Source organism: Petroclostridium sp. X23 (assembly GCF_030013905.1).
In the GTDB taxonomy this organism is placed as follows: domain Bacteria; phylum Bacillota; class Clostridia; order SK-Y3; family SK-Y3; genus X23.
Genome location: NZ_CP124862.1, coordinates 391,122 through 403,846 on the forward strand (window position 1 = coordinate 391,122; position 12,725 = coordinate 403,846).

Annotated in this window: 10 protein-coding genes and 1 tRNA gene; all 11 read right to left on the reverse strand. The window is 41.0% G+C overall.

The window, feature by feature from the left end:
- Positions 1-142 precede the first annotated feature (142 nt).
- The 11 genes from QKW49_RS01850 to QKW49_RS01900 all read right to left on the reverse strand — a co-directional run bounded on the left by QKW49_RS01850 (position 143) and on the right by QKW49_RS01900 (position 12,677).
- Positions 143-218 (reverse strand) — tRNA-Glu (locus QKW49_RS01850).
- Positions 219-338: 120 nt separating this feature from the next.
- Positions 339-917, reverse strand: coding sequence for an orotate phosphoribosyltransferase (gene pyrE / locus QKW49_RS01855; protein ID WP_282868036.1), 579 nt, complete (start codon positions 915-917; stop codon positions 339-341).
- A gap of 24 nt (positions 918-941) precedes the next feature.
- On the reverse strand, positions 942-1,601 hold the full coding sequence (locus QKW49_RS01860; RefSeq protein ID WP_282865897.1) for a histidine phosphatase family protein: 660 nt from the start codon (positions 1,599-1,601) through the stop codon (positions 942-944).
- Positions 1,602-1,625: 24 nt separating this feature from the next.
- On the reverse strand, positions 1,626-2,528 hold the full coding sequence (locus QKW49_RS01865; protein ID WP_282868037.1) for a dihydroorotate dehydrogenase: 903 nt from the start codon (positions 2,526-2,528) through the stop codon (positions 1,626-1,628).
- Between the two features lie 34 nt (positions 2,529-2,562).
- Complete coding sequence (locus tag QKW49_RS01870; RefSeq protein ID WP_282865898.1) at positions 2,563-3,357, reverse strand: dihydroorotate dehydrogenase electron transfer subunit; 795 nt, start codon at positions 3,355-3,357, stop codon at positions 2,563-2,565.
- 158 nt (positions 3,358-3,515) lie between these two features.
- On the reverse strand, positions 3,516-6,722 hold the full coding sequence (gene carB, locus QKW49_RS01875; protein ID WP_282865899.1) for a carbamoyl-phosphate synthase large subunit: 3,207 nt from the start codon (positions 6,720-6,722) through the stop codon (positions 3,516-3,518).
- The gene (locus QKW49_RS01880; RefSeq protein WP_282865900.1) at positions 6,722-7,810 is read right to left on the reverse strand and encodes a carbamoyl phosphate synthase small subunit; all 1,089 of its coding nucleotides are present in this window, start codon (positions 7,808-7,810) and stop codon (positions 6,722-6,724) included. The genes carB and QKW49_RS01880 overlap by 1 nt, the downstream gene beginning before the upstream one ends.
- A 51-nt stretch (positions 7,811-7,861) precedes the next feature.
- A complete protein-coding gene (gene pyrF / locus QKW49_RS01885; protein WP_282865901.1) occupies positions 7,862-8,776 on the reverse strand; it encodes an orotidine-5'-phosphate decarboxylase in 915 nt (304 codons plus the stop codon).
- Positions 8,777-9,157: 381 nt separating this feature from the next.
- Positions 9,158-10,450 carry a dihydroorotase gene (locus tag QKW49_RS01890; protein ID WP_282865902.1) on the reverse strand — a complete coding sequence of 431 codons (1,293 nt, stop codon included), beginning with the start codon at positions 10,448-10,450 and terminating at the stop codon, positions 9,158-9,160.
- Positions 10,434-11,375 carry an aspartate carbamoyltransferase catalytic subunit gene (locus QKW49_RS01895; protein ID WP_282865903.1) on the reverse strand — a complete coding sequence of 314 codons (942 nt, stop codon included), beginning with the start codon at positions 11,373-11,375 and terminating at the stop codon, positions 10,434-10,436. The genes QKW49_RS01890 and QKW49_RS01895 overlap by 17 nt, the downstream gene beginning before the upstream one ends.
- Before the next feature lie 72 nt (positions 11,376-11,447).
- Positions 11,448-12,677, reverse strand: coding sequence for a uracil-xanthine permease family protein (locus tag QKW49_RS01900; protein WP_282865904.1), 1,230 nt, complete (start codon positions 12,675-12,677; stop codon positions 11,448-11,450).
- Between the last annotated feature and the right edge of the window lie 48 nt (positions 12,678-12,725).

The window sequence follows — 12,725 nt, forward strand, 5'->3', positions numbered from 1 at the left end:
ATAATCAAGATATAATATTCTACTTTTTTTTACATAATCCTTCTTCAATCATACAAATCTTACATATTTTTTATATATGCAATATTGTGATATTTTAATTTATAACATAAAAAATCCGTAGAAACATATGTTCCTACGGATTTGGTGACCCTAAGGGGACTCGAACCCCTGTTACCGCCGTGAGAGGGCGGCGTCCTAGGCCGCTAGACGATAGGGCCTTACAAGTTTACCAAGATCATTATACACCTGTATGAATAATTTGTAAATATACTATATAAAAGAAATAGAAATAATGGTGACAGCTCTACACGCTACCACCATTATACTGATTGGAATTATTATTTTATCTGTCGGCTTCCCGGTTTTATGTATGGTATTCCCTGCTTACAGAGCGGACATTGATCAGGCTCGTAAGATTCCACTTCCATAGAAATTACCGATTCAAATCTTGTGCCGAAATCGATTTTTCCTCCGGTTCTATCAACTACTGCACCTACACCTGCTACTTCTCCCCCGGCTTCTTTTACAATTTCGATTACTTCCTTCACAGAACCTCCGGTAGTAACAACATCTTCAACAATGAGCACTTTTTGTCCTTTTTCGATGGTGAATCCTCTTCGAAGAGCCATCACGCCGTTATCTCTTTCAGCAAAAATGTTTTTTACATCTAACCATCTGCTGACTTCATAAGACATTTGAATAGCACCGATGGCAGGACCAATGACCAGATCTATGCCTGCGTCTTTATATTTTTCCGCTAACGCTTTACAAAGCTCTTCGCTGTACTTCGTGTATTGAAAAATCTTTGCGCATTGAAGGTACTTGTTACTATGACGTCCGGATGTTAAAAGAAAATGTCCTTCCAATAATACGCCGGCTTCTTTTAAAACTTCCAATACTCTTTCTTTAGTAATCATCATTTTCGCTCCTTTGTTTATTTATTAAGCATCTTTTTCTTTTTTCCACCAATCTTGTTTGGCCAGTGTGCTTAGCTCACCTAAATGCTGATTATCTCCTTCAATCACAACATGAAAGTGATCGTCATCAACATTCACTATGGTAAAAGAAGCATTGTCATGCCATTGTATTTCTACTGCGTTTTCAAGGGGTTTCCCATAAAAAAAGCATAGAAGTACCTTGATAACGGTTCCATGAGTCACTACACATATATTTTGGTTAGGGTTTTCTTTGACTAAGCGCATGATTTCGTTCACTACCCTTTTTTGAAGTCCTTCCATTGATTCCCCATTGGGTAATTGGGCAAGATGCGGTTGGTCTTCCCAGCATCGGTAAATCTCCGGCCATTTATTAGGTAGTTCCGCAAAGGGGATATCCTCCCAGTCACCACCGTTTATTTCACGCAGGCCTTCTACAATATGAATATCCATGTTCTTCTTTTCTGCGATATATTTTGCTGTCTGATAAGCTCTCGACAGATCACTGGAATACAATATATCTATACGTTCCGACGCCATCCGTTCGGCTAACTTTTTAACCTGCATATGACCGTTTTCAGTTAATTGGGAATTGGTTTGTCCGTGAAATCTCCGCATTATATTTCCTTCAGCTTCTCCATGCCTAACTAAAATCAACCTTGTCATAAAACTCTCCTTAATTATTAATTGTCAATTAAGCTCCAATTTTCCAATGACATCCTTCACATCATGTATATGCTGCTGCTTTAAATAACTTTCTAACCCCTGTACAACTTTAGGACAAACCTGTGGGTCTACAAAATTTGCTGTACCTACCGCTACTGCGGATGCACCGGCCAGCATAAATTCGACGGCATCCTCACCTGTCATAATTCCACCCATTCCGATGACAGGTACTTTTACCACCGATGTCACCTGCCAGACCATTCTAACTGCTACCGGTTTTACAGCAGGCCCGGATAAGCCTCCTACATTATTTGCCAGTATCGGTTTCCGGCTGTGAATGTCAATGGCCATTCCTAAAAGCGTATTGATAAGAGAAACGGCATCCGCACCGCCTTCTTCCGCCGCAAGCGCTATTTCTTTAATATCTGTCACATTGGGCGAAAGCTTTACAATCAATGGCTTTGCGCAATGCTTTTTTACTTCTTTCGTAATATGGCTGACGGTAGAGGCTTTGGTCCCAAAAGCAACACCGCCTTCTTTTACATTCGGACATGAGATATTCATTTCAATAAGGTCAACATCGCTGTCACTCAAAATCTCAGCCATACTACAATATTCTTCCACAGTATTGCCCGATATATTTGCGATAATTCTTGTATCAAACTTTTTAAGAAAAGGCATCTCGTGATCAACAAAATATTTCACCCCGGGATTTTGTAATCCTACACTGTTCAAAATTCCTGCGGGAGTTTCCGCAATTCGGGGAGGAGGATTGCCTTTTCGCGGTGTAAAGGTTAATCCCTTTACACATATTCCACCTAATTTATTTAAGTCAATATACTCTCCGTATTCTCTGCCAAAGCCAAAAGTACCTGATGCTGTTATAACGGGATTATTTAATTCAACTCCTGCGATATTCACTTTCATGTTAACCTTATTTTGAGCCACGAAATCTACATTTTTACTCACTGAATATCACCTCATTCCCACAAAAAACAGGTCCGTCTTTGCACACATGCTTATAATCCCAACCATCTTCCGTGTTTACTTTGATCTTGCATACACATACCAGACAAGCGCCAATTCCGCACCCCATTCTCTGTTCCATAGATATTTGGGTGTAAAGGTTATTTGCTTTACACATGTCAACCACAGCTTTTAGCATGGGTTCCGGCCCGCAGGCATATACAATATCGACTTTTCCTTCTTGAATTTTTTTCTCCAGCAACTGTGTCACATAACCGTTAAATCCATAGCTCCCATCATCAGTAGCAATCTGCACATCTGAGCAATAATTCTTAAACTCATCTTCCAGTGTTACTATATCTTTATTTCTGAAGCCCAAATACGCAGAGATATTTTCCCGGTCAAGTTTTTTTGCCAGATACAGCAGAGGGAACGTCCCTATTCCACCACCTATTAATAATGGATTTGAATACTGCTGCTCTAAAGCAAATGCTGTTCCTAACGGTCCAAGAATATCAAGTTGCTCTCCAATTGACTTTGAAGAAAGTAATTTTGTACCTTCTCCTTTTATTTGGAATATAAATCTTACTTCATGTTTTTCAACATCTACATCACATATGCTGATAGGTCTTCTCAATATTGCATTTAACCCATTACAACACTTAATATTTAAAAACTGTCCCGGCTGAGCCTGCTGTGCAATTTCTTCACTCTTAATCCTCATATCGATGATGCCGGGTGCAATTTCTTTTTTATAGGTGATCAGACAAAGATATGTTTGTTTGTACATATTTGATATCTCCTTGTGTATTTTACAAATAACCAATTGCTTACTATTAGTTCTTTGGGCAGACACAAGGCCTGCCCCTACAAAACAAATACATCGCAGACTATGAGTTATGAATCACGGTTGCTATCCACTCCCCACTCCCCACTCCCCACTATAAATTATATCTTCGTAATATCTATCACTTCAAGATCTTTTTGTTCCTTATTGAGTTTCAAGCTATCAATGACCGCCTTAGCCGTATCCAGGGATGTAAGACACGGTATGGATTGCTCTACTGACTTTCTTCTAATTCTAAAACCGTCTCTGCCAGGTTGTCTTCCACGTGTAGGCGTATTGATTACCATATCTATTTTTCCTGACTGTATCAAATCAAGAATATCCGGCGAACCTTCACCTATCTTCTTTACAACATTGGTCGCAATATAGTTTCTGTTGAGTTTATGTGCTGTATTACCGGTAGCATAGAGCTTGAATCCTAAAGCTTCAAAATCCTGCGCAATAGAGATCAATTCTTGTTTATCAGTATCTCTTACTGTCATTAAGATATTGCCTCTCCTAGGCATTTTAAATCCGGCACCTATTAATCCTTTATAAAGCGCTTCGGCAAAATTCTCCGAAATTCCAAGTACTTCTCCGGTAGACTTCATTTCCGGCCCAAGGCTGATGTCAACATCGTGGAGTTTTTCGAAGGAGAACACCGGTACTTTTACGGCGATATGTTTGCCCTCCGGGTGCAATCCTGTTCCATACCCCAGATCCTTCAGCTTCATGCCCAACACAGCTTTTGTTGCGAGATTTACCATTGGTACTTTAGTGACCTTGCTTATATACGGTACTGTTCTGCTGGAACGAGGATTTACCTCTATGACATACACTTGGCCATTGTATAAGACAAATTGAATATTTATCAAGCCTCTTACATCAAGTGCTTTAGCCAGCTTATACGTGTAATCTACAATCATATCCTTATATTTTTGTTCAATGGTTTGAGTTGGATAGACCGAGATACTGTCCCCCGAGTGTACGCCGGCTCTTTCCAGATGTTCCATAATACCGGGGATAAGGATGTCTTCGCCATCACATATCGCGTCAACCTCAATTTCTTTACCCATCATATATTTATCAATCAGTATAGGATGCTCTTGTTTTACACGATTGATAATTTCCATAAATTCAATGACATCATTTTCACTAAACGCTATTTCCATACCCTGTCCGCCTAGAACATAGGAAGGTCTGACAAGGACGGGATATCCGAGCTGCCCGGCAGCGTCCAAAGCTTCTTCCAATGTATAGACCGTTTTTCCGGCAGGTCTTGGAATATCGCACTGTTCCAGAATCTTATCAAATTTTTCCCTGTCTTCTGCAGCATCTATATTTTCAGCAGTGGTTCCCAGTATTTTGACACCCAATTCTTTAAGTGTTTTTGTAAGCTTTATAGCTGTCTGGCCTCCGAACTGTACAATCGCGCCGAAAGGTTTTTCTGTTTCAACAATATATTCTATATCTTCCGGCGTCAAAGGCTCAAAGTATAGGCGATCGGAAGTATCAAAATCGGTACTTACCGTTTCCGGATTGTTATTCGCGATGATTGTTTCATAGCCTGCTTCCTTTAGTGCCCATACCGAATGTACAGAACAGTAGTCAAATTCTATCCCTTGTCCGATTCTAATAGGCCCTGAACCGATGACCAGTACTTTTTTATTGGTTGAGTGTTTTACTTCACAATGGTCATCGAACGTAGAGTAGTAGTAAGGGGTTACGGCTTCAAATTCAGCCGCGCAGGTATCAACCATTTTATAAGTCGGATTGATGGACAAGGACTTTCTCAGCGCCCTCAGCTCATCCTTCGTACATCTTACAAAAGATGCAATCACCGCATCGGTATAGCCCATTTTCTTCGCTTTTAACAATACGCTTTTATCCAGCTGGTCTATGCTTAAAGACTTCAGTTTTTTCTCTATTTGCACCAACTGGCTGATCTTATCAAGGAAGAACAAGTCTATCTTTGTGATATCGTTGATTTGTTGCACTGTCGTGCCGCGACGCAGCGCTTCGGCTACTACAAATATTCTTTCATCATCAATATTTTTTAATCTGGAATAAATTTCTTCATCGCTGAACTTCTTTAAGAAATCCAATTCGATATTAAATAGTCCTAGCTCAAGGGAACGTATGGCTTTCATGAGTCCGCCCTCAAAAGAGGAACTGATGGCCATTACTTCACCGGTGGCTTTCATTTGTGTTCCCAGGGTTCTTTTTGCTTTCACAAACTTATCGAAAGGCCATTTCGGAATTTTAACTACAACATAGTCCAGCGTAGGCTCAAAGCATGCGTAAGTCTTACCGGTAACGGCATTTTTTATTTCATCCAGTCCGTATCCGATCGCAATTTTCGTTGCAACTTTAGCGATGGGGTATCCTGTGGCTTTAGAAGCCAACGCACTGGAGCGGCTTACCCTTGGGTTTACTTCTATGACCGCATATTCAAAGCTTTCAGGATGCAGGGCAAACTGAACGTTACAGCCACCTTCTATCCCTAACTCTGATATAATATTCAATGATGCGCTTCTAAGCATCTGATATTCTTTATCGGTCAGTGTTTGTGAAGGTGCTACAACGATACTATCTCCGGTATGCACACCCACAGGGTCGATATTTTCCATATTACATACGGTGATGCAATTCCCCTTGCTGTCCCGCATGACTTCATATTCTATTTCCTTCCATCCTGCAATACACTTTTCGATTAAAACCTGATGAACACGGCTTAAACGCAGGCCATGAGGAGCGATTTCAGATAGATCTTTTTCATTATAGGCAATCCCTCCGCCTGTTCCTCCAAGCGTATACGCAGGACGTACGATCACAGGGAAGTCAATTTCACGGGCGAAAGCAAGTGCATCTTCATAGGTGCTTACAACTTTGCTGGCAATGACAGGCTCCCCTATTCTCTCCATCGTATCTTTAAATTCTTGACGGTCCTCCGCCATTTTAATCGCTTCGACAGCTGTTCCCAGCAGTTTTACGCCTTGGCTTTCCAAAAAGCCTCCTTCAGCCAATTCCATCGCAAGATTCAGTCCTGTCTGGCCTCCAAGCGTCGGCAGGATGCTGTCGGGTTTTTCCTTTATAATAATTTTTTTCACTATTTCCGGAGTAAGCGGTTCGATATATACTTTTTCAGCTATATTTTGATCTGTCATGATGGTAGCAGGATTGCTGTTTACCAGCACAACTTCAATTCCTTCTTCCTTTAATGCCTGACAGGCTTGTGTACCCGCATAGTCAAACTCGGCTGCCTGACCTATAATGATTGGTCCTGAACCGATTACCAATACCTTTTTAATATTCTTTCTTAATGGCATTAAGCTTTCTCCTCTCTATATCTTGTCATCGCTTGGATGAATTCATCAAATAAATATGCTGTATCCTTCGGACCCGGAGATGCTTCCGGGTGAAACTGAACAGTAAAAACCGGCTTGTTTTTATAACGGACACCTTCAATAGTGCCATCGTTCATATTGATATGACTAACCTCAGCCAATTCTTTGTTTAAAGAAGATTCTATAATGGTATAACCATGGTTCTGAGATGTAATGTAAGTCAAGTCTTTTGTAACATCCTTTACCGGATGATTGCATCCTCTATGTCCGTATTTTAACCTTTCGGTGTCTGCTCCATGGGCTAGCGCAATCAATTGGTGACCAAGGCAGATTCCAAAAATCGGTATGCCTGAATCAATCAGAATTTTTATATTTTCAATAATACTTTCACAATCTTTAGGGTTGCCAGGACCATTCGTAAGCATAATCCCATCGGGTTGAATCTCCATAATCTCCTTTGCGCCGGTGTGGGCAGGAAAAACATGTACATTACATCCTCTTGCTGATAAGGAACGTACAATATTCAGCTTTGCGCCAAGGTCGATGACAGCCACTTTGAAACCATCACCTTTTAATTCGTAAGGTGCTTTACAAGTCACTTCGTTTACCGGATTGTTTATGGTAAATGCTTTAATTTGTTCTATCTTTTTATTTACATCGCTTTCAACATCGGTAGAGATCATACCGTTCATAGTGCCATTGTCTCTAAGAATTCTGGTTAGTGCTCTTGTATCTATCCCTTCGATCCCGATGATATGATTCTTCTTTAGGTAATGATCCAGTGTTTCAGCCGAACGCCAGTTACTGGGTGATTTACATAATTCTCTTACAATAAACCCTTTAACCTGCGGCTTTGAGGATTCAAAATCATCTATATTAACGCCGTAGTTGCCAATCAGCGGATATGTCATGTTTACAATCTGGCCGCAGTATGAAGGGTCTGTCAGAATTTCCTGATATCCGGTCATTCCCGTATTAAATACGATCTCACCGATAACGTCTCCTTCCATACCGAAACTGCTGCCTTCAAATATAGTACCATCTTCAAGTACCAATATCGCTTTTTTCACGAATTTCGCCTCCCTTTCTGACGAATAGCAGGATTAAATTCCTGCTATCTACTATAAACTACTTACTATCTCATTTTTCATATTTACCGCAGCTTCTCTTGCTGCATTCACAAAATCTTTTTCATCCATCTTCATATTCTTATAGGCACACATAATTCCCCTGGAGGAATTTACGATTGCTCCCAGGCCATCTTTATTGAAACTGTTCATTACGTCTTTGGCAGTTCCTCCTTGCGCTCCATATCCGGGCACTAGGAAATAAGCATTGGGCATCATTTTTCTTAATTTTGCTGCTTGCTCAGGATAAGTGGCTCCTACAACTGCGCCAATATTGCTGTAACCATGGTTTCCCATACTTTTTTGTCCCCATTGATTTACCAACGCAGCAACCTTTTCATAGAGCATTTCCCCATCAACCGTAAGGTCCTGCAGCTCTCCGGAGGATTTGTTAGAAGTTTTAACAAGAACAAATATACTCTTGTTATACTTATTACAATCATTGATAAAAGGCTCAATCCCATCAGAACCTAAATAAGGATTTACTGTAACGCTATCCGATTGAAATGCATTTGTTTGTATACCGTCAATGTCTGTGGTACCCAGGTATGCACTGGAATAGGCTTCCGCAGTTGAGCCGATATCATTTCTCTTTATATCGGCAATGACATATAAGCCTTTGCTCTTTGCGTATTCAACAGTTTCATGAAGTACTCTGACACCTTCATAACCGTACATTTCATAATACGCTGCCTGCGGTTTGACGGCCGGAATAATATCAAAGAGGCCATCTATCAAGTTTTTATTAAATTCCAATATCGCCTGTGCTGCACCTTTGAGAGTCTTACCATATTGTTCGTAGCATTTTTCCCTAATAAAACCCGGTACATATTCAACCTTCGGATCCAAACCGATGACCGAAGGATTATTTTTCTCTTTTATCTTTTCAATTAAAACATCCATAGACATCCCAATCATCCACCTCTGCTTTCACGTGATTTTGGAAGATGTGAAAAAGTGCTTTATCGGTCAGGGCAACACATGGGCGGGGCCCAGGGCCGCAGCCCCTCCAAAACTAGTCGGGACAGCAGACCAGTCCGAAACCACTGAAAAAGTGCTTGATTGGTCAGTCGCAAAGCATGGGGACGGACCTTCAGCTTCCCTAAAAAACGAGCGCAGCAGTAGGTCCGTCCCCATGCTTCACTCCTTCTGTGTGCTAAATATGACTGTATCAGTGATCTCAAACCTTTCCCACAGACCATTAGTCGCTCACATCTTCCTTATTATATTGTCCATTGTCCATTGTCCATTGTCCATTATTCACTATTCACTATTACTTATTCACTACCCCTAAAGCAGCACTTTCTGCCTTACAATCACGTTCCCTCCAACGATGGTATAATGTACCGTCCCTTTCAGTTTATACCCGTGGTAAGGAGAGTTTCTGCTTTTGGACTGAAACTGATTTACGTCCACTACATATTCTTCATTAGGATCAATTACTATAATATCCGCCGGTTTGTCAATTCCTAAAGATCCCTTATTTAATCCCAGAATGTTTGCAGGGTTTAAACACATTTTTTGAAGCAACTCTTTCATGGTCAGCACACCTTCATTTACCAGATAAGTGATACTTAGTGCAAGCGCAGTTTCAAATCCGATGATACCGTTTGCGGCTTTGGTGAATTCTACGTTCTTTTCATCGGTATGATGGGGTGCATGATCGGTTGCGATGGCATCAATGGTACCATCTCGCAAGCCTTCCTTGATAGCCTCAACGTCCTTATCTGTACGCAGCGGAGGATTCATTTTAGCAATGGTATTGTAGCCGTCGACATCCTTATCTGTAAGTGTAAAATAGTGTGGGCATGTTTCGCAGGTAACTTTGATCCCTTTTGCTTTTGCATATCGTATCATATCTACTGCTCCTGCCGTACTTACATGAGCGATGTGAATAGGTGCCCCTGTCACTTCCGATAGAACGATATCCCTTGCGACCATAACCTCTTCAGCAGCTTTGGAAATTCCCTTTAATCCCAGATAAGTAGACATATATCCTTCGTTCATTACACCTTCATCAACCAATGTCAAATCCTCACAGTGGGAGATCACCGGTGTCTCAAACATACTGGAATATTGGAGTGCTCTTCTCATCAAAGATGCGTTCATAACTGGCCTTCCGTCATCCGAAACAGCAACGACACCCGCGAATTTCAGTTCACCTATTTCCGCTAGTTCTTCCCCTTTTAATCCTTTGGTTACAGCGCCTATAGGATAAACATTTACAACGCCTACACTTTTAGCTTTGGCTTTAATATATTCTACAATGGCTTGGTTATCTATTACCGGACTTGTATTGGGCATGCATGCAATAGATGTAAACCCACCCACTGCAGCACTTCTTGTACCGCTCTCGATATCTTCCTTGTACTCATATCCCGGTTCCCTAAGGTGACAGTGCATATCAATCAATCCGGGCACCACTAATTTTCCCGCCGCATCAATAATCTCTAATTCTCCGCCGCTGTAATCCAGATTTTTATCTATTTCAACAATTTTTCCCTGTTCAATATAAATATCAAGAATATCGTCCCTATTGTTTTTTGGGTCAATTACATGCCCGTTTTTAATTAATATTCTCATTATTACCACCCTTTCTGGCAAGTATATAAAGGATCGCCATCCTCACGGCTACACCATTGGTAACCTGCTCATTGATTAATGAACTTTCACCGTCAACTACTTCAGATGATAATTCCACCCCTCGATTTACCGGACCGGGGTGCAGCAGAAGTGCATCTTCTTTAGCAAACATAAGCCTCTTATCATCAATCCCGAAGAATCTGGCATATTCACGTGTTGTCGGGAATAATCCGCTCTTTTGCCTCTCCATTTGGATTCTAAGACCCATCACCACATCTGCATCCAAAAGCGCTTCCTGGACACTGTTAAATACTTTTACACCGGTCTTCTCGATTTCTGCCGGAAGCAATGTGGACGGTCCTGCAACACAAACTTCCGCACCCAACTTGGTTAATCCCCAAATGTTGCTGCGTGCAACTCTGCTGTGCGCAATATCACCGATAATTGCTACTTTTAAGCCATTGATTTTTCCTTTTTTTTCTTTAATGGTCATCATATCCAGCAGTGCCTGTGTCGGGTGTTCATTCATACCATCACCGGCATTGATCACGGAAGCGTCTACATTTTTAGCTAATAAATGCGGCGCCCCTGACATAGGATGACGAATAATAATAATATCCGTTCCCATCATATCTATGGTCTTACCTGTATCTATTAGTGTTTCGCCCTTTGATACGCTGCTTGTAGATGCAGATACATTTGCTGCACTGGCGCTCATATATTTAGCAGCCAATTCAAAAGAAAGTCTGGTTCTCGTACTATTTTCATAAAACAGGGTGATAATTGATTTCCCCTGAAGATGCGGAGTTTTTTTATTCTTTTGTGCTAAGATATATTTCATTGTTTCCGCATTGTTTAATATATACTTAATTTCTTCTGCCGTTAAATCCTTTAACCCAAGCAAATCTTTTCTTTTACCTAGCATATGATCACCTCTTCATTAAACTTCCTTTTTAAAAGAGTAGTAAGGATTTCCTCACTACTCTATAAGATCTATCTAAACATCTTTGGGTAATACTTTATTTGCGAATACGCCTACCACTGTTGCAAGGAACAAGCCGGAGGCCGAAAAGCTCTGTGTAATTTGTACATTCCCTACGCCAAGTCCGACGACAAGGATTAATGATACAATGATTAAGTTTCTGCTGTGTGTAAAGTCCAGTTCTGCTTCGGAGATTGTTCTCATACCAATACTTGCGATCATACCGAACAGCACAAGGCTAACTCCCCCCATAACCGGTACCGGTATGGTCTGCAGCACGGCACCCAATTTCCCAACCATGCTAAGAATAATCGCGTAAACGGCCGCGATTCTTAAAATTCTTGGGTCATATACTTTGGTAACTGCCAGTACACCGGTGTTCTCACTGTAGGTTGTGTTAGCAGGTCCACCGAAAGTACCGGCGATTAAGGTCGCTAAACCATCACCCAGTATCGTCCTATGCATTCCGGGGTCTTTAAAGAAATCTTTTTGTACGACTGCACCATTGGTTGTAATATCACCTATATGCTCCATGAAAGTTACAAAAGCGACCGGGGCAATTAATAGAATGACACTCCAATCAAAAGTCGGAACCGTAAAGAATTTGCCGTTAACAATATCATTGAAGTAGAACAGTGGTGCATCGTGAATCGCTTGGATATTTACCAATGGCGTCTCACCCGACCATCCTGCGTAATCAAATATCAATGAAAGAACATATCCCGAAGCGATCCCGATCAAGATAGGCACCAGCTTGAAGAACCCTTTATCAAATACGGTAACGGCGATGACCACTACAAGAACGAATATTGCGACATACCAGTTTCCTGATGCCATACTTACGGCTGTAGGACTTAATGTTAAACCGATTACCATAATGATAGGCCCTGTTACAATCGGAGGGAAGAAAGATCTTATCTTATCTACTCCAACCAATGCTACCAAAGCGGATAAAAGAATATATACAAATCCGGCTGCTATAATCCCGCCTTGTGCAAGAGGAATATATTGAGGATTCTTATCAATAATGACTGCCTGAATTACAGGAATAAATGCGAAACTTGAACCTAAAAATACCGGTACCTTTTTCCCTGTTACAAAATGGAATGCCAGTGTACCTAAACCTGCTGTAAAAAGTGCTACTGCCGGATTCAAACCGGTTAATGCCGGAACCAAAACTGTAGCGCCGAACATTGCAAATAAGTGCTGTAAACCTAAAATATAAGATTTTGCGCTATTTGACATTTGAAAAGCCCCTTTCGTTTTATCATTAGAAATATTATTAAGCCATAT

Excerpts from the sequence above, each read along its gene's own strand:
- pyrE (WP_282868036.1), bottom strand. The coding sequence starts at position 917 with ATGATTACTAAAGAAAGAGTATTGGAAGTTTTAAAAGAAGCCGGCGTA.
- QKW49_RS01860 (WP_282865897.1), bottom strand. The coding sequence starts at position 1,601 with ATGACAAGGTTGATTTTAGTTAGGCATGGAGAAGCTGAAGGAAATATA.
- QKW49_RS01865 (WP_282868037.1), bottom strand. The coding sequence starts at position 2,528 with ATGAAAGTGAATATCGCAGGAGTTGAATTAAATAATCCCGTTATAACA.
- QKW49_RS01870 (WP_282865898.1), bottom strand. The coding sequence starts at position 3,357 with ATGTACAAACAAACATATCTTTGTCTGATCACCTATAAAAAAGAAATT.
- carB (WP_282865899.1), bottom strand. The coding sequence starts at position 6,722 with ATGCCATTAAGAAAGAATATTAAAAAGGTATTGGTAATCGGTTCAGGA.
- pyrF (WP_282865901.1), bottom strand. The coding sequence starts at position 8,776 with ATGTCTATGGATGTTTTAATTGAAAAGATAAAAGAGAAAAATAATCCT.
- QKW49_RS01890 (WP_282865902.1), bottom strand. The coding sequence starts at position 10,450 with ATGAGAATATTAATTAAAAACGGGCATGTAATTGACCCAAAAAACAAT.
- QKW49_RS01895 (WP_282865903.1), bottom strand. The coding sequence starts at position 11,375 with ATGCTAGGTAAAAGAAAAGATTTGCTTGGGTTAAAGGATTTAACGGCA.
- QKW49_RS01900 (WP_282865904.1), bottom strand. The coding sequence starts at position 12,677 with ATGTCAAATAGCGCAAAATCTTATATTTTAGGTTTACAGCACTTATTT.